Raw genomic sequence first — 24,937 nt, 5'->3', positions numbered from 1 at the left:
GTAAGAAACTTAGTTACTTTTATTTTAAAGTATTGTTTTTCAGTTAATTAAAAATTTTATTAAAATTTTAAATGTGAAGTTTAATCTGTTTTAATGACAGATTGACTTAAAAATATATATGAAGAAGTCTAATTTTATTACACTTGACAGTTTGTCATTACAGGATTTTGATGAGAATTCAGAATTAATCCCTCTAATGACACCTGAAGATGAAGAAGCTATCAATAACGAATCCTTACCTAAAACATTACCCATTTTATCACTCAGAAATACGGTTTTGTTTCCAGGTGTAGTCATTCCTATAACGGCTGGTAGAGATAAATCCATAAAACTAATTAATGATGCCAATAAAGGCAGAAAGGTTATAGGTGTGGTTGCTCAAAAGGACGAATCTGTTGAAAATCCATCCGCTAAAGAAATCCATGAAATAGGTACTGTTGCACAAATTTTAAGGGTTTTAAAAATGCCCGATGGTAATGTTACGGTCATTATCCAAGGTAAGAAGCGTTTTAAAGTAGCAGAAGTTCTTACCGAAGAACCGTACATGACGGCTACTATTCGTGATATTCCTGAAGCTAAACCTGCCCTAAAAAATAAGGAGTTTACAGCTATTATTGATTCCATTAAAGATTTGGCTCTTGAAATTATTAAGGAAAGTCCAAACATCCCCAGTGAAGCTTCTTTTGCAATTAAAAATATAGAAAGCAACTCGTTTTTGGTAAATTTTGTCTCATCCAATATGAACTTATCGGTAGCTGAAAAGCAATCGTTATTGGAAATGGATGATCTTAAAAAGCGCGCTTTAGCCACTCTTAAATACATGAATGTCGAATTTCAAAAGCTAGAACTTAAAAACGATATTCAGTCCAAGGTTCAAATGGATATGAGCCAGCAACAGCGTGAATATTTCCTTCACCAACAAATGAAAACCATTCAAGAAGAATTGGGTGGGGTGAGCCATGACGAAGAAGTTGAGGAAATGAGAGCCAAGGCCAGTAAAAAACGTTGGGATGAAAAAGTAGCAAAGCATTTTGATAAGGAATTGGCCAAAATGCAACGTATGAATCCGCAAGTGGCGGAGTATTCCATACAGCGTAACTATTTAGAACTGTTTTTGGATTTACCATGGAATGAATACAGTAAAGATAAATTCGATTTAAAACGTGCCAAAAGAATACTCGATAGAGACCACTTTGGACTTGAAGATGTAAAGCGAAGAATTATTGAATATCTAGCAGTTTTAAAGCTCCGTAACGATATGAAGTCACCTATTTTGTGTCTGTATGGTCCACCAGGAGTAGGTAAAACGTCTTTAGGAAAATCCATCGCGGAGGCTTTGGGTCGCGAATATGTTCGAATTTCATTGGGAGGTTTGCGTGATGAAGCAGAAATACGTGGGCACAGAAAAACCTATATTGGTGCCATGCCCGGGCGTATCATTCAAAGTTTGAAAAAAGCTGGAACTTCCAATCCTGTGTTTGTTCTAGATGAAATTGATAAATTGTCCAATTCACATCAAGGCGATCCATCTTCAGCGATGCTAGAAGTTTTAGACCCTGAACAAAACAGCGATTTTTATGACAACTTTTTGGAAATGGGTTACGATCTCTCAAAGGTTATGTTCATCGCCACATCAAACAGCTTATCAACCATACAACCTGCGTTGCGTGACCGAATGGAAATTATAAATGTTACAGGTTACACTATAGAAGAAAAGGTGGAGATTGCTAAACGCCATTTATTGCCTAAACAATTAAAAGAGCATGGTTTAACAGAAAAGCATCTTAAAATTGGTAAATCTCAGTTGGAAAAAATTGTAGAAGGTTATACACGTGAATCTGGGGTGCGCGGTTTGGAAAAGCAAATAGCAAAAATGGTACGTTATGCTGCCAAAAACATTGCCATGGAAGAAGATTATAACATCAAGGTTACTAATGAAGATATTATTGAGGTTTTGGGTGGGCCCAAATTAGAGCGCGATAAATATGAGAACAATGATGTTGCGGGTGTAGTTACCGGTTTAGCTTGGACCAGTGTTGGTGGTGATATTTTATTCATAGAATCCATCCTTTCCAAAGGAAAAGGAGCCATGACTATTACTGGTAATCTTGGAACAGTTATGAAAGAATCGGCTACCATTGCCATGGAATATATTAAATCGAATGCTGAGGAATTCGGAATAAACCCCTCAGTTTTTGAAAATTATAATGTCCATATTCATGTTCCAGAAGGAGCTACACCTAAAGACGGACCAAGTGCTGGTGTTACCATGTTGACCTCATTAGTGTCTTTATTCACACAAAGAAAAGTTAAAAAAAGTTTAGCGATGACTGGTGAAATAACCCTTCGTGGAAAAGTGCTTCCCGTTGGCGGCATCAAAGAAAAGATTTTGGCTGCTAAGCGTGCTCGCATCAAAGAAATTTTATTGTGTGAGGAAAACAGGAGGGATATTGAAGAAATCAAACCAGAATACTTAAAAGGATTGATATTTCACTATGTTACTGATATGAGTGATGTAATTAAAATAGCACTCACAAATCAAAAAGTTAAAAATCCCAAAAAGATATAAATTTCAACCTCGATTCATTTCGAGGTTTTTTTATCGTTTAAAATAAAAGATACATGCTATCGTTTTAAGATAGATTTACTTACTTTGTATCGTAAATATGCTAGGAAAAACTATCTCTTTTTTTTGTTTGTTACTCAGTGCTTTGTCCTTTTCGCAAGTAGGAGGTGAGACAACCTATCAATTCCTAAATTTGATATCATCCCCGCGGCAAGCCGCATTAGGAGGTAAGGTTTTTACAAATATAGATTACGATGTTACACAAGCACTTTTTAATCCAGCAACCATAAATGTGGATATGGATAATCAATTAGCTGTTAATTACACAAGTTATTTGGGAGGAATAAGTTATGGAACAGCCGCTTATGCGTATACGCTAGATAGACGAACGCAAACCTTTCATGCTGGAATTACCTATATTAACTATGGTTCATTTGATGGTTACGATGAACAAGGAAACTCAACGGGTTCATTCACTGGAAATGAAACGGCACTGTCATTTGGGTATGCAACCCAGGTAGGTTATTCTGATTTTTATTTTGGTGGCAATGTTAAATTAATTACCTCTAAATTAGAGCAATACAATTCCATTGGTGCAGCAGTAGATCTAGGGTTAATTTATAGAGATGATTATTTGGATTTTAATGCGGCGTTGGTAGTCAGGAATTTGGGTACCCAAATTACCACATATGCAGGACTCAATGAACGTATTCCCTTTGAAGTAGCTTTTGGAATGTCGCAGCGGTTGGAAAACGTTCCCATAAGGTGGCATGTTACTCTAGAAAACCTGCAAGAATGGCCTATATCGAGACCAAATCCTGCAAGAACTACTAGTGATTTAAGCGGAAATCAAACTAATGAGAAAGTTGGGTTTTTAGGGCAAGTGATTCGACATACTATATTAGGTGCAGAAATTTTTCCTGAAGGCGGTTTTAACATTCGTTTAGGCTATAATTTTAGAAGAGGTGAGGAATTACGAATTTTAGATCAACGCAATTTTTCAGGAATATCAGCAGGGATTTCTATTAAAATGAATAAAATGCGTTTTAGTTACACGCATGCTAAATACACCAGTGCCGCCAATTCAAACTTTTTTGGTCTGCAAATAGATTTGCAATAATTGTCTACTTTTGTTGCATTCAAACTAAAACATGAACAAAATTATCATAGCCATAGACGGTTTTTCTTCAACGGGTAAAAGTACGGTAGCTAAACAACTCGCTAACTATTTAGGCTATATTTATGTTGATACAGGTGCTATGTATAGAGCGGTTACTCTTTATGCGATGCAAAAAGGTTTGATAAATAAAGATGATTTTAATAAAGAAGCTTTGATTTATCAGTTGCCAAATATCAATATAAGTTTCAAATTTAACGAGGAAAAGGGTTTTGCTGAAGTTTATTTAAACGATAAGAATGTGGAGAAAGCTATTAGAACACTTGAAGTTTCTGGTTTTGTAAGTCAAGTGGCAACTCTATTAGAAGTGCGTCAAAAACTAGTGGAACAACAGCACAAAATGGGTAAAGATAAAGGAATTGTTATGGACGGAAGAGATATTGGTACCGTAGTTTTTCCGGAGGCTGAACTTAAATTATTTATGACAGCTTCAGCTGAGATTAGGGCTAAAAGACGCTACGAAGAACTTATCAAGCGAGGGGATAAAATAAGTTATGAGGATGTTTTAAAGAACGTAAAGGAGCGTGATTTTATGGATTCCAATAGGAAAGATTCGCCCCTAGTAAAATCAAAAGATGCCATTGAAATAGACAACTCTAAATTGACTTTAGAAGAGCAGTTCAATAAAATATTGCAATTAGCAAAAATGGCCATTGAAGATTATGAATAATAATTTTAAGAGCTGGGTTTTATAGAACATAAACCAACTTGCTTTGAGCCTTATTTTATTATGAATAATGAAATAAAGCTTTACGCCTAATATCTAGAATAAAAAAAGTGACCCAATGGTCACTTTCTACATTTTTATAAACCATTTGAAACTATGGATTAGGAATAATTAATTCCTGACCTGGATGAATTAAATCTGGGTTTTTCAGAATATCGCTATTTGCCTTGAAAATATCTTGATATTTTGACGCTTTCCCATAATATTGAACAGCAATTTTGCCCAAGGTTTCACCACTTTTCACAGTATGTCTGGCATAAACACTTTCGTCGGCAACACTAATATTTGCGCTTATATCAGTTGGATTTTCACCTCCAATTTCTTTAATTTTGTCCCAAATAATATTTTTTTCATATTGGGTTTTCGCTGTGCCCTTAATTTTTAGAACACCATTTTCTTCTTTTACATCCCCATTTTGAATGTTCAACTTCTCTCCTAAGTCCAATACAGATTGATATTTTGCTTTAACCATAATAATTTAATTTAAGTTTTAATTCTACCTCACAATATACTAAATTATCCATCTTATTGAAAAGAAAAAGGACATGAATCAATAAACTTTTTAATGAATAAAAACCACAATAAATTATTTACTCATTTTTAGGTATTTAAGCTAAAAATATGTATTTTTGCGCTCCTTTTAGCGAATCGTCGGGATGATAAAAGGAATTGAACTAGAAAACAAATAACACTTCTGTGTGTTAATCGCTTAAATCTTCCGAAGCATGCAGAATACAAATTTTAATCAGCACATGGCTGAAAAAGCAAAACAAGCTGAAGTTGAAGCAACTGAAGCAACAACTGTTGAAGCTCCAGTAGTATCTGAAGCAAAGGCAAATCCAGAAAAATTCTTAAAAGAGTTCAATTGGCACAATTATCAAGAAGGTATTGATGAGGTTGACGATAAACAGCTTAAAGAATTTGAAAAATTAGTAGCAGAAAATTTCGTTGACACTTTAGATGATGAAGTGGTTGAAGGTACGGTTATTCATATAACAGATCGTGATGCCATAATCGATATCAATGCAAAATCAGAAGGTGTTATTTCTTTAAACGAATTCCGTTACAATCCAAACTTAAAAGTAGGCGATAAAGTAGAAGTATTAATTGATGTGCGTGAAGATGCAACAGGACAGTTAGTATTATCTCATAGAAAAGCTCGTGTTATAAAAGCATGGGATCGCGTTATTAAAGCTAATGAAACTGGTGAAATCGTTAATGGTTTCGTTAAATGTAGAACTAAAGGTGGTATGATTGTAGATGTTTTCGGTATCGAAGCCTTCTTACCAGGTTCTCAAATTGATGTAAAACCAATTAGAGATTACGATCAGTATGTGAATAAAACTATGGAATTTAAAGTTGTTAAAATCAACCACGAATTCAAAAATGTAGTAGTGTCTCATAAAGCTTTAATTGAAGCTGACATCGAAGAACAGAAAAAAGAAATCATTGGCCAACTAGAAAAAGGTCAAGTATTGGAAGGTGTTGTTAAAAACATTACATCTTACGGTGTATTTATCGATCTTGGTGGTGTTGACGGTTTAATCCATATCACCGATTTATCATGGTCTAGAATTAACCATCCAAATGAGATTGTAGAGTTAGATCAAAAATTAAATGTGGTTATTCTTGATTTTGATGAAGATAAATCTAGAATCCAATTAGGTCTTAAACAATTATCTAAACACCCTTGGGAAGCTTTAGCCGATTCAGTGAAAGTTGGAGATAAAGTAAAAGGCAAAGTAGTGGTTATAGCTGATTATGGCGCCTTTATAGAAGTGGCTGATGGTGTTGAAGGTTTAATACATGTGTCAGAAATGTCATGGTCTACTCATTTACGTTCTGCTCAAGATTTCGTTTCTGTTGGAGATGAAGTTGAGGCTGTAATCTTAACTTTAGATAGAGAAGATCGTAAAATGTCACTAGGCATTAAACAATTAACAGCAGATCCATGGACTGATATCACAGGTAAATATCCATTAGGGTCTAAACATGTTGGCATTGTACGTAACTTCACAAACTTTGGTGTTTTTGTAGAATTAGAAGAAGGGATTGATGGATTAATCTATATCTCTGATTTATCATGGACTAAGAAAATCAAGCATCCAAGTGAGTTCTGTGCCGTTGGTGATAAATTAGATGTTATCGTATTAGAATTAGATGTTGAAGGACGTAAATTAAGTTTAGGTCACAAACAAACTACTGAGAATCCTTGGGATAAATACGAAACTGATTTTGCTTTGGATACTGTTCACACAGCTGAAATTTCTGAAATCGTAGATAAAGGTGCTACCGTAGAATTTAACGAAGATATCGTAGCATTTGTTCCAACACGTCACCTTGAAAAAGAAGATGGAAGCAAGCTTAAAAAAGGAGATACTGCAGAGTTTAAAATTATTGAATTCAATAAAGAATTTAAACGTGTAGTGGCATCTCATACAGCCGTATTTAAAGCTGAGGAAGCTAAAATCGTTAAGCAAGCTGTTAAGAAAGCGGAAGCTGCAGCCGCAGAAGCAAAACCAACTTTAGGTGATGCTAATGATGCTTTACAAGCACTTAAAGATAAAATGGATGGAAAAACTGCGAAAGCGAAAGCTACAAAGAAAAAGTAATTTTCCAAATTCATAAATAATCAAAGCCTTCAAGAAATTGAAGGCTTTTTTATTGAAATAATTAATGTAAAGCTTTGTATGATGTTTTATGTTTAAACTTCTAAAATTTTACATTACATTTGTATACCGAATACGTTTGGACAAAATATGAGTCAAAAAGTTTTACTTAACGCAAAAGAGGTAAACATCATTCTACATCGATTGGCTTGTCAACTTATTGAAAAACATAATGATTTTTCCAATACCGTTTTAATCGGATTGCAACCTCGTGGAATTTTTTTAGCGGATAGGTTAACCAAAATTTTAAAAGAAGATTATAAGGTTAAAAACGTACAACTTGGGTATTTGGATATCACTTTTTTTAGGGATGATTTTCGTAGAGGTGAAAAAACATTAGAAGCCAACAAAACCAAAATTAACTTTTTGGTTGAAGACAAAAACATAGTATTTATTGATGATGTACTATACACAGGAAGAAGTATTCGTGCTGCCTTAACGGCTATTCAATCCTTTGGAAGACCAAACGAAATAGAGCTTTTAACCCTAATTGACAGACGATTTAGTAGGCATTTACCCATTCAACCAGATTACAGGGGACGACAAGTAGATGTTATAAACAAAGAAAAAGTAAAAGTAAACTGGAAAGAGCATGACCAAGAAGATTCGGTTTATTTAATTGAAAAATAAAGAATAATAATGAGTGAATTAAGTGTGAACCACTTATTGGGAATTAAATATCTTAACAAACAGGATATTAAACTTATTTTTGAAACTGCAGATCATTTTAAAGAGGTCATCAATCGCCCCATAAAAAAAGTGCCCTCACTACGCGATATCACTATTGCCAACTTATTTTTCGAAAACTCTACCAGAACAAAACTTTCTTTTGAATTAGCAGAAAAACGATTATCTGCTGACGTGCTTAATTTTTCATCATCCCAATCCTCAGTAAAAAAAGGTGAAACGCTCATTGACACCGTAAACAATATTCTCTCAATGAAAGTGGATATGGTAGTGATGCGTCATCCCAATCCTGGAGCTGGCGTGTTTTTATCAAAGCACATTAATGCAAGTATCATAAATGCTGGTGACGGTGCGCATGAACACCCAACACAAGCATTATTGGATTCCTATTCCATTAGAGAAAAACTTGGTGAAGTAAAAGGAAAAAAAGTAGTGATAGTTGGCGATATTTTGCATAGTCGGGTGGCTCTATCAAACATTTTTGCCCTACAATTACAAGGAGCTGAAGTAATGGTTTGTGGTCCTAAAACCCTACTTCCAAAATACATTGATAAACTTGGAGTAAAAGTTGAAACCAACCTACGTAAAGCCCTAAATTGGTGTGATGTAGCTAACATGCTTCGTGTACAAAATGAACGTATGGATATCAGTTATTTTCCATCTACCAGAGAATATACACAACAGTTTGGGGTTAACAAAGATTTGTTAGATTCATTGGATAAAGAAATCACCATCATGCACCCGGGACCTATCAATAGAGGTGTGGAAATTACAAGTGATGTAGCCGATTCGAAACAATCCATTATTCTGAACCAAGTACAAAATGGTGTCGCCATAAGAATGGCCGTTATTTATCTTTTAGCATCAAAAATTAAACAGTAAATATGATTTTAGATCAAAACGGAAATATAACTACGATCACTCAAGAAAAATCGACAATAGTGGAGTTAGTTAATAAATTACAAGCGTTGTATCCAAAGTTTAAAAATGATAACGTTATTCTCGCACTCACATCTCTAAAAAAAATAGGTTTAGAGGATATTATTGAATTTTTAGAAATCTCCAATTCACACCGAAGTAAAAAACACTCTTTCGTTATTGTCTCTGATAACATTGACTTAAATATCGTTCCTGACGAGATTGTAGTGGTTCCTACCATGCAAGAGGCCTACGACATTATTGAAATGGAGGAAATGGAACGTGATTTAGGTTTTTAATATTTATTATGAGTAAATTTCATTTGGCACAAATAAATATTGCTAAACGGTTGGCGCCTATGAATGATCCTATCATGCAAGATTTTTTCAATAATGTTGATAGAATAAATGGTATAGCAGAAAATAGCGAAGGGTATGTCTGGAGAATGCTAGATGACAATAAGGATGAAGCCAGACAAATTTTTAAGGATGACACTTTAATCATTAATATGTCCGTTTGGAAAGACCTTGAGTCACTTTTTAACTATACCTACCGTTCTGGTCATTTAGAAATTTATAAACGTAAAAAGGAATGGTTCACTAAAATGAAATTTATGCACATGGCTTTTTGGTATGTTCCTGTGGGATACGAGCCTACTTTTAAAGAAGCTAATAATAGGTTGAATTATTTAAATGAATACGGTGAGACCCCTTATGCTTTTACTTTTAAAAACAAGTTTTCAGTTTCGGATGCTCTAAATTATAAACCTCAAAGCATATGATGAGGTTAACTATTTTGGGCTGTTATAGTGCCACACCAAGAACTTTAAATAACACTACCTCGCAAGTATTGGAAATAAACAATCACATGTTTTTAATTGATTGTGGTGAAGGCACTCAAGTACAATTACGTAGAAATAAAATAAAGTTTAATCGTATTAAGCATATATTTATTTCACACTTGCATGGCGATCATTTTTTTGGTTTGGTGGGATTGATTTCAACATTTAGATTATTAACACGTGAAGCCGACTTGCATATTTACGGACCCAAAGGAATCAAGGAAATAGTGACACTTCAAATGAAATTAGCTGATTCCTGGACCAATTACAACCTTATTTTTCATGAACTTACCACCAATGCATCAAAACTTATTTTTGAAGATGAGAAAGTAGAGGTTTACACCATTCCTTTAAACCATAGAGTGTATACCAACGGTTACCTTTTCAAGGAAAAAGAAGGAGAGCGAAAGTTAAAGTTGAAAGCTGCCGAAAAATTGAATATTAATGTAGCGTACTACAGGAAGCTTAAACAAGGGTTTGACGTGGTAAATGAAAAGGGTGAAACCATCAAAAACGAAACTGTAACCATAGCTGGTAAAAAACCTTTAAGCTATGCGTTTTGTAGTGATACCATGTATAAAGAAGACATTGTGCCGATAATAAAAAATGCTGATGTATTATACCATGAATCTACATTTTTAGATAAACATGCACACTTAGCTGCCAAAACAAAACATTCAACAGCAAAAGAAGCGGCTCTCATAGCTAAACAAGCTCAAGTAGGCACACTGCTACTTGGTCATTACTCGACCCGTTACGATAGCTTAAATGTTTTTAAGGAAGAAGCTCAAACAGTATTTGAGAATATAGAGCTTTGTGATGACGGTAAGGTGTTTGAGTTTTAACTTAACTCTTCCAAATTCAGCATCCAATCGATGGCTTCTGTAATGCTTTGGCAAGATTTAATGCGCCTATTAGCAAACTTTTTTTCTATGGAAGCATTCATTAAGTTAGAACTATTATAGATTACAATAGCACTTGCCACTACAAAACCATATTCTTTTTCCCATTTTAGCCAATTTTGTGGATCGATGGAGTAGTGGTTTATTCTATTGGAAATAAAACCTATTTTTGGGTTTTCTCCATAAAAATCGACAATTCTACCAATGAGCAATTTTGTTTTTTCCCAATCAAAATGAACTCCTTCAAACAATTCAGCCACCACAAATTTTTCCAATAAATAGTAATTTCCAAAGGGAAACTCTAGTTTGGGAGGATTTAAGCTTTTGTAATATATAGAATCTTCAAATTTCATAGTCTTTTTTTGGAGAGCAAACTTACTAAAGTTAAGATATTAATTTTGCATAAAAAAGTATTAATTTTTGTTATTTTGTACTCTATGGAAAAGGACTTAAGCAATTATAGAAAAACATATGAAAAAGGTGCTCTACGGCTTCACGAAGTACCTGAAAACCCCTTGGAATTGTTCCAAAAATGGTTTCATGAGGTAGATACTCATTTTTCTCAAGACGAAACTAATGCCATGACCATTTCTACTATTGGATTGGATGGCTACCCCAAGAGTAGGGTGGTGTTGTTAAAACGTTTTACATATGAAGGCTTCATATTTTACACCAATTATAATAGTGAAAAAGGAAAAGCCATAGCGCATAACCCAAACGTTTGTTTGTCATTTTTTTGGCATGCTGCTGAAAGACAAATCATTATTAAAGGTACAGCAGAAAAAATTCCAGAGAATTTAAGCGATGGATATTTTGAGTCTAGGCCACGAGGTAGCCAATTAGGGGCTTTAGTTTCAGATCAAAGTGAACCCATACCAAATAGGAAATATCTTGAAAATAAACTCGCTGATTTAGAAAAGGAATTTGAGGGAAAAGAAATACCACGGCCAGTTAATTGGGGAGGCTTTATAGTAAAACCTGTTGAAATGGAATTTTGGCAAGGACGCCCTAACCGACTGCACGATAGAATTAGATATCAACTTCAGGAAGATTTCAATTGGTTAATTAATCGTTTATCTCCGTAAAAAGTTGGTTATAATGCAATTTTAAACCAAATTTTTACATTTTATCGATTAAATTAGTATTTAGTCGATTTTATATTTGCCGTTTATCGAATTTTGAAATAGTTTTAGTGTCTCGCTGCACTTAGTGAATAACTTTATAGGACCAAATCTAATTTACTTAACCTATGAAGTTATTAACAAAACTGCCATTAGTGGCATTGTTCGCTGTTATAACACTGTTTTCGTGTTCTACAGACAGCATCGATGATAAAGTAGACGCCATTGAACTGAACCTTGTAAATGTTGAAGCGAAAAGTATAGAAGTAGAAATTCTAGATCTTATTAATGATCACAGGCTATCCAAAGGATTAAATCCTTTAACAGAAATGAATCTGGTAAAATCAGTTGCTTACACACATACCGATTATATGGTGGACAAGGATGAAGTATCTCATGCTAATTTTTATACCCGTAGTAACTATTTAAAAACCAATGCCGGCGCAAAAACAGTATCTGAGAATGTAGCCTATGGTTATAGTACAGCGCAAGGAGTTGTAAACGCTTGGTTAAAAAGTGATGCGCATAAAGCTAATTTGGAAGGTGATTTTACCAATTTTGATGTATCAGCAGAAAAGAATAAAGAAGGTAGATGGTATTATACCAATATCTTCATAAAAAAATAATATTGCTTTTTCTAAGCAATGCACCGCATAGCCTTTTTAATTTACTGATTATTAGCAATTATAAAATTAAAGGTTATTTTAATAACAGATGTTGTTAAATTTAGTTTTGGGAATAAAAATCCTCTCATTTATTTGAGGGGATTTTTTGTGTATTCATTATGGGGATTTTAATTTGAATAATTTCGTGGGTTAGTACTTGACTTTTCTCATGCACTAAATTAAAAATCGCTAGCATTTTTTTAGCCTTTAAAGAGTATGATTGATGGGTCGTCGAGAACAAGTAATTAATTATAATAGGTGTTATGCTTTCGTTATTTATTTAAGTCTTTTAGTTCTAATTCAATGGCATCAATAAGTTCAGTAACCATTTTCTCTATGTCTTTATATGTTGTGATTATATAGTTTCTCAAATCACAATTTAATGTAATAACTGACCTAAATTCATTATTCTTTGATAACGCATCAAAATTAATCGGTTCATATAAATTTTGAGAACTTAATCTTAAGTGTTTGGTAATTTGAGGTATAATTTGCTCATATTGAAATTTCTCATCTCTTACTTGTTCTATATACCTTATGTATTCATATCGTGTAGAATATAAATTTGTGATTTTTATTCGTAGACTGTCATTTTTTATAATATCTAGTCCAAAAGATTCTAAATTTTTAAAGGCTGAAGTATTTTTAACAAAGACAGTATTTCCTTTTATCCAAGTATAGTATAAATTTAAAGAATCGTGATAAACGCCACTGTTTAAACTTTTAAGTACCATTTGGTTAGCTTTTAACAGTTTTTCATTTTTATTAATATCCCACTTCAGACCTTCTAAATCCGATTCTAAATTCGATTTCATTTCAATTAGAAGAGATGTTTCCTTATTTGTAAGATTATTTTGGTCATTCCAATTATTGATTCCTAATGCGATTAGTATTCCAATAACTACTAGAATAATTTCTCCAATAGCATAGATCATATATTTACTGAACTTATCTTTTAACAAAAGTTTATGTCTAATTTTCCTAAAGAATTTTATCATTTTTTATAGTATGTCATAATGAAGCCCAACCTTGTTATATAAGGTTAGTAACATGGTTTATGCTACTAATTTAGTAAACAAAAACGAACGCGATAAAATTCCGAAGGAATTTTCCGAGTAAGCAACCACCAAAGCAATTAATTATATACCTCTTATAGTAAGATAAGTATAAACAAAAAACCACCAAATATTTACCTCTGGTGGTTTTAAAATTTATACTTAATATTAAATTTATTCCATGGCAATCACTATAAAATCGGTACGTCTGTTTAATTGGTGCTGTGCTTCGGTACAATTAATAGTTCCATCACAATTGTTTACCAATTGCTGCTCACCATAACCTTTGTATTCTATAATGCGTTCTGGTTTTACGCCGTGGTTTACCAAGTAATTATAAGTGGCCACTGCACGGGCTTGCGAGAGTTCATTATTATATTCTGTTGTGCCTCTGGAGTCGGTATGTGAGGAAATTTTAATAGTCATTTTAGGGTATTTGTTTACCATTAAATTCACAATTCTGTCTAATTCTGAAGTACCATCTTCCCGAATTACCGCTTTATTAAAATCAAAATAAATAGGGTAAAACTCTGTTTTTTGAATGTGTTCTTTTTGTTTGTGGTTTAAAACAATATCTGTTTTAATACTCTTAACACTTCTTTCGAGGTTTTTAGAGCTCACCGGTAATGTAGTTTTCTCAAAATCAATTCTTGTAACAGACACTGTGTAATCGGTATCTCTTTCTATGTTCATAATGTATTCACCGTTCTCGTCGGTTTCCTCTCTTGCAATCTCATCACCATTGGTATTTAATAAGGTAACCACTGTATTGGGTAAAGGCTGGTTGGTTTCGGCATCGGTAACAATACCTTCAATAATTAACTGTGGTACTCTATCAAAAGCATAAATATCGTCACTACCAACACCACCAGATCTATTGGAGGCGAAATAGCCTGATAAGCCATCAACGCTCATAAAGAAAGCAAAATCATCTTTACTGGAATTTACGGGAACGCCCAAATTAATCACACTGACAATGGTATTCTTTTTATCTGAAACGGTTCCAAAAATATCTAATAAGCCTAATCCTGGGTGGCCATCGGAGGCAAAAAACAAAGCTCCTTCACTATTAATAAAAGGAAATTTTTCGTTTTTATTAGTATTTACCACCGCACCTATGTTTTTTGGTTTTCCGTAGGTACCATCTTGGTTGATATCTACGTAGTAAATATCGGAACCTCCATATCCTCCCATTCTATCGGAAGCAAAGTAAAGTTTGGTTTCATCTGGATTTAAAGCGGGATGCCCATTTGAAAAATCACTGCCATTAAAAGGCATTTCTTCAATGTTAGTCCATGCATCATCAACTAAAATAGCTTTATAAATTTTAAGATTCGTGCTTCCCAATTTATCTTTTCCAAGTTTGTTTTTCAAAAAATCGTTTCTGGAAAAGTACATGGTTTTGCCATCTTTGGAAATCGTAACAGGTCCATCGTGGTATACCGAATTTACATCACCTTTTAATTTTGATTTATGGTTAATTAAGCTGTCGGTATTATTCAGGGCCATGTAAATGTCTAAAAATGGTTCTTGGTTCCATCCATAAAGATGTTTTGTAGAAACGCCTTCATCTCTGGAAGAGGCGAAATAAATAATACCGTTATGTTGAAACGCACCAAAATCGCTGTACTTGGAATTGAATTTAACGTCGGTTAAGAAATACTTTTGTTTGGCGTTAAAAATGGCGTTTAAAAAATCAGAATCCTTGGTAAACTTTTCTTGTTTTATATTGCCTCCAACCTCTTTAAAGCGTTTCATCCATACTCGGGAATCTTTATAATTTTTTACACCTCTTAATGCTTGCGCATAATTGTAATAATAAGCTATAGGAACATTGGGTTGTTCTACTGCTTTTTTATAATAAACCACAGCACTATCGGGGTTTCGCATAAAAGCATAACTATCTGCCAATTTTCTGGTTGCATAATCTGCATTGTAGTTTTTATCAATGAGTTCGTGATACACTTCTGCGGCATTAACAAAAGAAAACTTGTTAAATAGGTTATCTGCCCTTTTTAGAGTACCATTCTGCGAATAGGTTAATAAACCTATAAACATTCCAATACTTATAATGATGTAGTTTTTTAATTTCATGGGGTCATTTTTAATTAAAAAATCTGAATTTATTCCATTCTTACTACAATAAATGCGGTACGTCTGTTCAATTGGTGTTGTGCTTCATCACAAACCACACCGTCTGCACATTCATTAATTAGCCTACGCTCTCCATAACCTTTGTATTCAATAATATTTGATGGATTTACACCTTTGGAAATTAAATAGTCATAGGTTGATTTTGCTCTATTGGTTGATAAGATATCATTGTATTCAAAAGTTCCACGAGAATCTGTATGAGCTTCAATTTTTATAGCCATATCTGGATAATCAACGGTCATTAATTTTACTATTTTATCTAACTCAAGAGCATATTCTTTTCTAATATTATATTTTTCAAAATCAAAATAGATAGGCTTAAGTTCTGCATTTTTTACTGACGTAGAATCATCACTGGTTAAGTTCTTTTCATAACCTAAATTGGTAGTATTCAATTCTGCCAGTTTTACAACATCTGGTACAGGATTTAACAATAAATTCGCATTAATGGTTATGAGCTCAGTTTGAATATTTTTGGAAGTAAAAGTGCGGTAATCGTCGATATATTTATCTTGACTGGCCACAATTTTATAATCTTGGTTTCTGTCTATATTGATTTGATAGTATCCGTTTTCATCAGTTTCCATATAAGCCACCTGGTTTTCTTCTTTATCAAATAAGGTGATTTTTGCATTAGGTACAGGTTTACCATTTATAGCATCTGTAACCACACCTTCCACATGCAAAACGGGGATTCTATGAAATGCATAAATGTCGTCACTACCACGGCCACCTTGTCGATTAGAAGCAAAATATCCGTTAATGCCATCAGCATTCATACTAAATGAAAAATCATCAGCATTTGAGTTCACGGGTGTTCCTAAGTTGATAACATCCACAATTTCATCACTGTCTTCATCTTTAATGGTTGCAAAAATATCAAGTAATCCCAGACCAGTATGCCCATCGGATGAAAAGAATAGCACGCCTTCGTTATTAATAAACGGAAAACCTTCGGCGCTCTCAGTGTTTACTACAGACCCTACATTTTGTAAGTCCATTAAAAGGCCATCAGGACGAATGTTTACCACCCAAATATCTGATCCTCCTTTAGTTCCTGGCCTATCGGAAGCAAAATATAATTTGGTGTCATCCATATTTAATGCAGGATGTTGTGTAGAAAAATTATCACCGTTTATAGGAAGATCTTCAATATTGGTCCATACACTATCTACCAAAGTAGCTCGATATATTTTCATATTGGTTAATCCTCTTTTATCTTTTATTTCAACGTCTTCATTGAAATTGTTTCTTGAAAAATACATGGTTTTACCATCTTTAGTAATGGTAACGGGACCATCATGATAAATGGAATTGATATCACCTTTTACTTTATTGGTAAAATCGGGATTCTTTTTGGATTTGGCATCAGTCACATATACATCCAAGAAGGGTTGTTCGTTCCAACCATAAAGACGTTTTATAGCTACCCCTTCATCACGAGCTGACGTGAAATACACTTTTCCGTCTTGTTCAAAAGCTCCAAAATCGCTATATTTTGAATTGAACCGAACTCGGTCCAAAAAGTATTGTTGTTTGGCACCAAAAACACTTGAAATGAAATTAACGTCTTTTGAAAAATCATTGGCATTTACTACACCGCCGGAATCTTTAAAGCGTTGGAGCCATATTTGCGATTCATCATATTGTTTCATCCCTCGAAGTGATTGCGCATATTTGTAATAATACTCAATGGGAACGTTTTTTTGTTTCACAACGTTTTTATAATATCTGGATGCGTTTCTGGGATCTCTTAAAAACGCGTAACAATCGGCAAGTTTTCTAGTTGCGTAGTCTTTATTATAATTGTTTGCTATTAAATCTTTATATACTTCGGCAGCTTTTACAAACGAAAATTTATTGAATAATGTATCGGCTCTTTTTTGTTTGCCTTGTTGGGAAAACACTGAAAAACTTAGCATTAATGTGATACAAACTAATATGTACTTTTTACTGTTCATCGATAAATTATATTAGAAATATCTAGGTGATTTTAATTTAGAACTTAAGAATTTAAACTCATAAATCAGTAAAATTTCGTGGGTTCCTGTCGTATAATCTGCAATTTCTGAAATAGGTTTTTCATAGGCGTAACCAATACGTAATTGTCGAGATATTTGGAAATCTGCTATACCACCGATGGCTGCAGTTTGTTCATTGATTCTATATGAACCCCCTAACCAGAATTTTTCATTAAATAAAAAGTTAGCTGTTAAGTCATATGAAATAGGCGCACCATTAGTCGCTTTAATTAGTCCAGCAGGCTTAAATTTTATAGACTTGCTTAAATCTATGACGCCTCCAATAGTGAAATAGTAACTAATACGTTCTAAAGCTTCAAAATCATTATTTTTATTACTAAAATCGTTATTTAAAATTCTAGGTGCGGATAAACCAGCGTAAATTCTATCTGTACTCCAGTAAATTCCAGCTCCGACATTAGGTGTCCATCTATCTTCGATTCCAAAAATTAAAGGATCGTTAATATTCGCTTGATCCAGACGAAAATCAGCATCAAAACTAAATTGTGTAAAACCTCCTTTTAATCCAAACGCCAGTTTACCATTAGTACCTGTTGGAATGGCATATGAAAAATCTGCATATAAATACGAGAAATTTTGTGGCCCTAAATCATCTTCAATAAAAGACAATCCCAGCCCGATTCTGTCATTCCTAAGGGGTGTATGGATTGAAAGTGTTTGTGTTATGGGACCACCTTTAAAACCAACCCATTGGCTTCTATGTAACCCAACAATGCTTAGAGCCTCTCTACTACCTGCATAAGCAGGATTTATTGAGATGGTGTTGTACATGTACTGAGTAAATTGCGGTAATTGTTGTGCAACTCCAACCGTACAGATAAACAACGCTATAGCTATTATATTATGTTTTATAAACTTCATAGGTTAAAGGTTTATTTGGTTCCTAAGTAAACAGGGCCCGTTAAAGGACTCAATCCACTATTTCTTAATTTGATGATATAATAATAGGTTCCGTTTGGTAATTTACCTGCTGTACCTACTGCTGATCTAGGTGATGAACCATCCCAATCACCTCTAGCTCCAGAAGTCTCAATACTTCCTAAGGTGTAATTATCAGATTCATAAACCAAGGCACCCCAACGATTGAATATCTTCACTTCAGCCACGAAACCACATAAGTCGATACCTGCAATATCAAAAGTGTCGTTGTATCCATCTCCATTAGGTGTAATTGCTTTTGATATGACAATGTCATTTTCACCACAAGGTAGCACCACACAATCTGCATGAATATTCATGACAACCTCAGTTATACTAATACAACCCTCGTTTGTTGTCGTATATCGGAATCGATAGTCAATACCGCCGTCATCTGGTAAGAAGTCCTCACTAAGTTTAAGTTTAGTGGGGTCAAAAATACTACCGTTAAGTGTGGCATCAGGGTTGCCCTCTAATAATTCCCATGTACCATTAGTATTTAATGTTCCAGAAATGATATCATTTAAGTTAACAATACCTTCATCAAAACATCTGTCTTCAGCTACTATTTCCGAAAATACTTCATCAAGAGTAACATTTAAGGTTTGTGTGTAAACAGCTTCGTTGTTACACTCATCTCTAACCGTCCAAGTTCTAATGATTTGATAATCTTCAAATACGGTTTCATTGAAGGTATTTACCTCATTAAACACCACTGTAAGGTTTGTTGAACAATTGTCTTCAAATTCTAATTGTGGAGCATCAGGAATATCCGTACAACTTACATCTAATGTTTCCTCATAATCTGTTTTAGGCACAGGAGCTGTTGTGTCTTGAACAGTTATGATTTGTGAATGTGTTGTTGTTAATCCACACTCATCAGTAGCTACCCAAGTTCGGGCGATGAAATAATTTGAAGGGCAATTGCCATTAGTTATTACATCATTTACAGTAACCGTAGCTGGTCCACAATTATCTGATGCTGTTATTGTTGTAACAGCAGGAATATCATCACATTCGACAGTAACATCTCTGGGAAGTGTCTGATCAAATGTAGGTGCTGTTGTATCTTGTACTATAATATTTTGAGTGTAAGTTGTAGTTAAACCACATTCATCAGTTGCAGTCCAAGTGCGAGATAAAATGTACGAATTTGGACAATTACCATCTGTTCTAGTATCGCTTACTGTAACCGTTGCAGAACCACAATTATCAATAGCTGTTAATGTTTCAGCATTGGGTATAGCATCACATTCTACAACTATATTAGCATTAGGTAGTACTTCTACAAATGCTGGAGGTGTTGTATCTTGTACAGTTATCGTTTGAACATGCGTGTTTGTTAAACCACATTCATCGGTTGCTGTATAAGTTCGCGTTATGGTATAATTATAATCACAATTACCATTCGTTCTAACATCTTCAACGGTAACCAGAGCAATACCACAATTATCAGTAGCTGTTAAAACTTCAGGCTCAGGTACACCATCACATTCTACCACTAGATTTCCTGGTAGTGTTGTTTGGTCGAAAGTTGGCGCTGTAGTATCAGAAGTTGAAATTATCTGGTTAGCTGAAGCTACATTTCCACAAGCATCAGTTGCCGTCCAAGTTCTGGTTATTGTATATGTTCCTACGCAGGGACCATCTGTTCTCACATCAGTAAATGTTACTACTGGATTAGGATCACAATTATCAGTTGCAGTAGCTGTTCCAAATGCAATTGGTGACAAGTCATCACTACATTCAGCCGATACATTTGCAGGTAAATCAATAACCGGAGCCGTAGTATCTATCACGGTAATGGTTTGTGTAAAGTTGGCACTGGTATTACAACCATCAGTAAAGTTCCATACCCGTACTTGCGTATAGGCATTTGGACAAGTAGGATCTACAGTGGTATCATCGCTTACCAAAGTGATGGCAGGAGTGCTACAATCATCTGTAGCAGTTGGTGCTAAGGTTAAAGCGGCACTAATACCAGCAGCATCGGAACATTCTAAAGTAGCGTCCAGATCTCCAGGGGTATTGTCAATAACAGGTGCTGTGGTGTCCACCACGGTAATGGTTTGTGTTTCATTTGCGATATTACCGCACTCATCTGTAGCAGACCATGTTCTAACTACAGTGTAATTTCCAGCACAACTACCAGGCGAAGTTGTTTCAGTAAATGTAACTGTTAACGGGTTTGTACTACAAGCATCTGTTGCGCTTACATTGGGAGCAGTTGGAACACTAGAACAATTAACACTAGTATCAGCAGGTACGCCATTTATGCTAGGAGGAGTTGTGTCTACAACAGTAAAAGTTGCAGAAGTTGAATTAGTATTACCACAAGCATCTGTAGCAATAAAAGTTACTACACCACTTCCTGTAGCACCACAAGCTAGATTTAAGCCAGAATAATCATTTGACCAAGTGACTGAGGAACAATTATCAGTTGCATTAGCTCCACCATTCGAATCCAACCAAGCTATTAGTTCAGCAGAATTGTCACCATCACATTCAACAGTAATGTTGCTTGCTTCGGTGTTTATTATTGGTGGAGTATTGTCTACTACGGTAATGGTTTGAGTAAAATTAGCACTAGTGTTTCCGCACTCATCAGTAAAATTCCATACATGAACATGTACATATGCATTTGGGCAATTGGGATCAACTGTGGTTGTATCACTTATTAGATTGATTGTAGCTGTAGAACAATTATCAGTAGCTGTGGGCGATAAAGTATTTGCATTAGCTATACCAGTAAGATTAGAGCACTCTAAAGTAACATCCAAATCTCCAGGACTGTTATTAATTATTGGTGCAGTAATATCATCAATGGAAATAGTTTGAATAGCTGTTGCAGTATTTCCACAAATATCAGTGATAGTAAAAGTTCTAGTAACTTCGGATGGGCATGAAGTATCTGGTGTTAAGATATCAATGTAAGTGATGCTAGCTATAGTAGAAACATCATCATCTGTGGCATTGTATCCATTTGCAACATCAATAAAAGTATCTTTTATATCGGCAGATTCTGTATTACTGTATGGGTATCTAGAATTTAATTCCGTGATATCATTTTCATTACAACCCTCGACATCGATTGTGCTTGGAGCCGTTATGGTAGGGTCTTGCGTATTCAGTAAATCAATTGTTATTGTTAATGGTGAAGGATCTATGCAATCATTATCATCTTTAACATAAATGTTGTAATTACCTTGACTCAAGCCTGTAAAAACCCCAGTAGTATTACTAAAGTCTACATTATCTAAACTATAAGTATATGGTGGTGTTCCACCTGAAGCCAACACCGTTATGGAACCATCATTATCACCATCGCAAGTTACATCTTCATGCGCCCCTACAGATTCCGATAAATCTACTTTGTCCACTGTAACATCAAAATCACAAGTTAAAATCACAGGATCACCATTAGCAGGTGTATAAGTAGCAGTATAAGTAACTTGGGTGGTTTGATTAGCATCAAAGAAGTCTCCAGGATTATGTGTAGAAGTAACTACGAAATTAATACCTCCAGTACAGGCAGCATCTAAAAGTGTTGCGTTGTAATATATTCTGTCTACCTCGATATGGTCATTAGCACCCAGTCCAGTACCATTATCATCAAAGATATAATTTAAATTATATGCACCATTTGGAACCGTATTAGGTATTGTTATTGTTCGTAAACCAGAACTTGATATACCCGTTACAGTTTGCGTATAGACTACATTTGAACCATCCAGAACTTCCAATGTCCAATCAAAAACTCCACTTGGCACAATAAGTTCCATGTTTATGGGTGTACCATTGGTATTATCAAAATATTGTAATGGGGCAAGAACGAAACTAGAATTTCCATTTGATTGAAATAGCCTTAGGTTATTACTTCCTATGCGCTGTACACCATTATAAGACCAACAGTTATTTGAGCTTTCTGGAAGGTCAAATTCTACATAAAAAGAAAAATCGTCTCCCGTTACTGCACTACAACATGCAAATGAAAATTGAGGAGGCGTCCATGTAACATTACTTCCTAAGTCGGTATCTGAACATTCCGAAATGGGGGTAGGACAACCAGAAACAAATACATCACATTCAGTAGCTTCAATTAATAAAATATTTGAAGTTTCTGTTACACTCGGCTGCGTACAAGTTCCATATTGGCCATCATAAGTCAATTCAGCAGTTACATTTCCTAAAAGTGGATCTGTACCTGTATAGTTAAATATTCCATTCTGTGAAGATGCAGTGCCTATTGAAACACCTTCTAAGAAAAATTCCCACGAAAATATGTTAGATGTTGCATTACCACAGTCACCAGAATCAAAAGTTGTAGAATATTCAATTGAATCACAATCTGCTTGAGAAATTACTGGATTGATTTCTGGGCAAGGCACACATATATTAGGATTATTAAAATCTATGAATGTAGTATTGCAAGAAGAATCTTCATAATTAATTCTTGATGTTCCAGAAGGATTTGTACCACATGAATTAGCATTAGCTTGAATGGTGTAGTTTAGGGTTACCGTTTCATTTCTTACCGTATCCAAGAACCAAGAAACAGTTTGCCCCACTAGAGAAGCCGTTCCTTTACTCGCATTAATTGACCCATTAACAAGAGTAAATCCATTTTCAATGATATCTTCAACTAGAGCTTGACCAGGTAATTGGGTAGCAGCAGGCGCTAATTGATTTAGAATATCATCATAAATACCAGATAAATTGGCATTGTTTTCTGTTATGTAAGCTCCGGCATTCTGAATTTGGGATAAGGTATTTATTGCAATTGTTTCTTCTGTTCCGCTAATTGCACCAATAAGTCCAATTGTAAAGATACTTTGATTGTAATTGGTACCTGAAACTATCGTGGTTTGTGCGTCAATAGCAGCTTGTATCGCTTCGGTTTGACATGGGGTTACTGTAGTAGTAGAACTACAATCAGCGCCTCCAACTCTTCGGTTTGGTACACCATCAGATAAAAGAATGATACTTCTATTGGTAACACAATCAAATGTTCCGTTATTAGTTAATACTTGATCAGCGGCAATTATTCCTGCTTCGGTATTAGTAGGTCCTCCTGTAGCTATGGCATTAATAGTTGTAATAGCTTGCAATCTACCATTATTAACTAAATTAGCATCATTTCCATCGTCAGCAGTTAACTGCAAATCTGTGGTTGCACCATTAGCAAAACTTACAATAGCTATTTTGTTTAAACCAGTAGGATTGTTCGCAGGTAAAAAGAAATTGTTCACAAACTCAATGGCAGCATCTTGCGCATACTCTATTGGTGTTGGACTTGGGCCATCATCCATACTACCAGATCTATCTATAACCAATACAACCTCTTGAGGTTGAGCAGGTGGATTACCAATAATCTCAAGGGTAATATCAAATTGATTACATTGTGTTGAATTTTCAACAGCATATTTATTCACAATAATTTCTTGGCCCAAGACATTATTTAAAGAGAATAGAAAAATAAAAACAGTTACAAATTTTAATATTTGTAAAGTATAATTTTCTTTATATAGTAAATCTTTTTTCATAAAATTCTGTTTAAGTATAAATAAATCTTAAAACCGTTTTAATTATTTTTCACTTGGATCTGGTACATAAACACTTAAAGTTGTTTTCACCGAGCTTGCTTTACAATCTTTAGATTCAGCAATTATATCAATGCATCCCCAGGAAAAATGAGGTGTATTTTTTGGGGCATATATTTTTACTTCAAATTTTCTAGACTCACCAGCTTGAAGTTCTATTTCTTTTTTAGAATCCTTTTTATTGGAGACTCCTGTTTTATTTGAATTTTCAATAAAATTATCTGTGTCAATAGATATATTTAAATCAACATTTGAATTATTTAAGGTTTTAGATGGATTGTAATTCATATTGCCACAATCTCCTTTCACTTTTCTTGTACTAATAGAATATGTAGTATTATTTGAAGATTCATTAACTAATTCTAAAATAAAAGTAACCCCTTCAGAACCATATATGGACTTCACATGTCGATCTTTTTCGACTGAAAGTGTGGCACTACAATCTACTTGGTTGACAGCACTGTTTAATTTTTCATTAAAAGATGAAGTAGATAAAATGACAATAAATAATATAAAAATTGGTTTCATAATTTTTAGAATTAATATAAATAGACACTTATGACCTTTAACAGCCAGAAAAATTCATTTAAAACGTTAAAAAAAATAAAGCTTTTGAGGGAAAAACCTTGAGGGAGTAATTATAAAGAGCTAACACTCTATTAATATTTGCAATTAGATTTGGGGTCATAATTTTTAATTTTAAGTAGGTAAAACAAAATAAACAATACTCCCCTTGTACTTCAAAAATAAATGGTAAAGCACTTATAAATTCGATTAAAGGCTTTCATTTTGTTTTTTATCGTTATAATATTGTTTTTTGGCGACATCAGTTTCTATATAATTTCACCCCTAAATTTCATGTTCATTATATTTTTTAATTACTCAATCACTATTT

General features: G+C 34.2%; 19 protein-coding genes. 11 read left to right on the top strand and 8 right to left on the bottom strand.

Annotation, left to right across the window (positions count from 1 at the left end; translation table 11 throughout):
* The first annotated feature begins 118 nt into the window (after window positions 1–118).
* The 3 genes from lon (at window position 119) to cmk (ending at window position 4,413) form a co-directional block, all read left to right on the top strand.
* Window positions 119–2,569, top strand: coding sequence for an endopeptidase La (lon, locus tag ABD963_RS07395; RefSeq protein WP_345276318.1), 2,451 nt, complete (start codon window positions 119–121; stop codon window positions 2,567–2,569).
* 97 nt (window positions 2,570–2,666) lie between these two features.
* Entirely contained in the window at window positions 2,667–3,686 is a 1,020-nt protein-coding gene (gene porQ / locus ABD963_RS07390) for a type IX secretion system protein PorQ (protein WP_345276317.1), read from the top strand.
* Between the two features lie 31 nt (window positions 3,687–3,717).
* A complete protein-coding gene (gene cmk, locus ABD963_RS07385) occupies window positions 3,718–4,413 on the top strand; it encodes a (d)CMP kinase (RefSeq protein WP_345276316.1) in 696 nt (231 codons plus the stop codon).
* 151 nt (window positions 4,414–4,564) lie between these two features.
* Here cmk and ABD963_RS07380 read toward each other — a convergent pair whose 3' ends face one another.
* The gene (locus ABD963_RS07380; RefSeq protein WP_345276315.1) at window positions 4,565–4,942 is read right to left on the bottom strand and encodes a LysM peptidoglycan-binding domain-containing protein; all 378 of its coding nucleotides are present in this window, start codon (window positions 4,940–4,942) and stop codon (window positions 4,565–4,567) included.
* 280 nt (window positions 4,943–5,222) lie between these two features.
* Here ABD963_RS07380 and rpsA point away from each other — a divergent pair, with 280 nt between their 5' ends.
* From rpsA to ABD963_RS07350, 6 genes are all read left to right on the top strand, one after another.
* The gene (rpsA, locus tag ABD963_RS07375) at window positions 5,223–7,082 is read left to right on the top strand and encodes a 30S ribosomal protein S1 (protein WP_345276727.1); all 1,860 of its coding nucleotides are present in this window, start codon (window positions 5,223–5,225) and stop codon (window positions 7,080–7,082) included.
* Between the two features lie 147 nt (window positions 7,083–7,229).
* Complete coding sequence (gene pyrR, locus ABD963_RS07370; protein ID WP_345276314.1) at window positions 7,230–7,769, top strand: bifunctional pyr operon transcriptional regulator/uracil phosphoribosyltransferase PyrR; 540 nt, start codon at window positions 7,230–7,232, stop codon at window positions 7,767–7,769.
* A gap of 9 nt (window positions 7,770–7,778) precedes the next feature.
* Window positions 7,779–8,708, top strand: coding sequence for an aspartate carbamoyltransferase catalytic subunit (locus ABD963_RS07365; RefSeq protein WP_345276313.1), 930 nt, complete (start codon window positions 7,779–7,781; stop codon window positions 8,706–8,708).
* A gap of 2 nt (window positions 8,709–8,710) precedes the next feature.
* Window positions 8,711–9,043, top strand: a complete 333-nt coding sequence (locus tag ABD963_RS07360; protein ID WP_345276312.1) for a ribonuclease Z — start codon at window positions 8,711–8,713, stop codon at window positions 9,041–9,043.
* A gap of 8 nt (window positions 9,044–9,051) precedes the next feature.
* Window positions 9,052–9,525 carry a DUF3291 domain-containing protein gene (locus ABD963_RS07355; RefSeq protein WP_345276311.1) on the top strand — a complete coding sequence of 158 codons (474 nt, stop codon included), beginning with the start codon at window positions 9,052–9,054 and terminating at the stop codon, window positions 9,523–9,525.
* Window positions 9,525–10,430 carry a ribonuclease Z gene (locus tag ABD963_RS07350; protein WP_345276726.1) on the top strand — a complete coding sequence of 302 codons (906 nt, stop codon included), beginning with the start codon at window positions 9,525–9,527 and terminating at the stop codon, window positions 10,428–10,430. Before ABD963_RS07355 ends, ABD963_RS07350 begins: the two co-directional genes overlap by 1 nt.
* Here ABD963_RS07350 and ABD963_RS07345 read toward each other — a convergent pair.
* Window positions 10,427–10,840 carry a hypothetical protein gene (locus ABD963_RS07345; RefSeq protein ID WP_345276310.1) on the bottom strand — a complete coding sequence of 138 codons (414 nt, stop codon included), beginning with the start codon at window positions 10,838–10,840 and terminating at the stop codon, window positions 10,427–10,429. The two genes, ABD963_RS07350 and ABD963_RS07345, sit on opposite strands and share 4 nt — an antisense overlap.
* An 84-nt stretch (window positions 10,841–10,924) precedes the next feature.
* On the opposite strand from ABD963_RS07345, the gene pdxH reads away from it, so the two are divergent.
* Window positions 10,925–11,572: a pyridoxamine 5'-phosphate oxidase gene (gene pdxH / locus ABD963_RS07340; protein ID WP_345276309.1), complete on the top strand. Its 648-nt coding sequence runs from the start codon at window positions 10,925–10,927 to the stop codon at window positions 11,570–11,572.
* Window positions 11,573–11,736: 164 nt separating this feature from the next.
* The gene (locus ABD963_RS07335; RefSeq protein ID WP_345276308.1) at window positions 11,737–12,234 is read left to right on the top strand and encodes a CAP domain-containing protein; all 498 of its coding nucleotides are present in this window, start codon (window positions 11,737–11,739) and stop codon (window positions 12,232–12,234) included.
* 311 nt (window positions 12,235–12,545) lie between these two features.
* Here ABD963_RS07335 and ABD963_RS07330 read toward each other — a convergent pair whose 3' ends face one another.
* From ABD963_RS07330 to ABD963_RS07305, 6 genes are all read right to left on the bottom strand, one after another.
* Window positions 12,546–13,271 carry a DUF6090 family protein gene (locus ABD963_RS07330; protein WP_345276307.1) on the bottom strand — a complete coding sequence of 242 codons (726 nt, stop codon included), beginning with the start codon at window positions 13,269–13,271 and terminating at the stop codon, window positions 12,546–12,548.
* 231 nt (window positions 13,272–13,502) lie between these two features.
* Window positions 13,503–15,422 (bottom strand): OmpA family protein, encoded by a 1,920-nt coding sequence (locus tag ABD963_RS07325; RefSeq protein WP_345276306.1) that lies wholly within the window; start codon window positions 15,420–15,422, stop codon window positions 13,503–13,505.
* A 29-nt stretch (window positions 15,423–15,451) separates the two neighbouring features.
* On the bottom strand, window positions 15,452–17,443 hold the full coding sequence (locus tag ABD963_RS07320; RefSeq protein ID WP_345276305.1) for an OmpA family protein: 1,992 nt from the start codon (window positions 17,441–17,443) through the stop codon (window positions 15,452–15,454).
* Window positions 17,444–17,455: 12 nt separating this feature from the next.
* Entirely contained in the window at window positions 17,456–18,385 is a 930-nt protein-coding gene (locus ABD963_RS07315; protein ID WP_345276304.1) for a PorP/SprF family type IX secretion system membrane protein, read from the bottom strand.
* An 11-nt stretch (window positions 18,386–18,396) separates the two neighbouring features.
* Entirely contained in the window at window positions 18,397–23,985 is a 5,589-nt protein-coding gene (locus ABD963_RS07310) for an HYR-like domain-containing protein (RefSeq protein ID WP_345276303.1), read from the bottom strand.
* Window positions 23,986–24,027: 42 nt separating this feature from the next.
* Window positions 24,028–24,570 (bottom strand): hypothetical protein, encoded by a 543-nt coding sequence (locus ABD963_RS07305; RefSeq protein WP_345276302.1) that lies wholly within the window; start codon window positions 24,568–24,570, stop codon window positions 24,028–24,030.
* Between the last annotated feature and the right edge of the window lie 367 nt (window positions 24,571–24,937).

The sequence above is a fragment of the Litoribaculum gwangyangense genome, from assembly GCF_039543505.1.
Classification (GTDB): Bacteria; Bacteroidota; Bacteroidia; order Flavobacteriales; family Flavobacteriaceae; genus Litoribaculum; species Litoribaculum gwangyangense.
The sequence above is the reverse complement of the archived record's forward strand: the minus strand, read 5'-3'. Positions and strand labels throughout refer to the sequence as shown.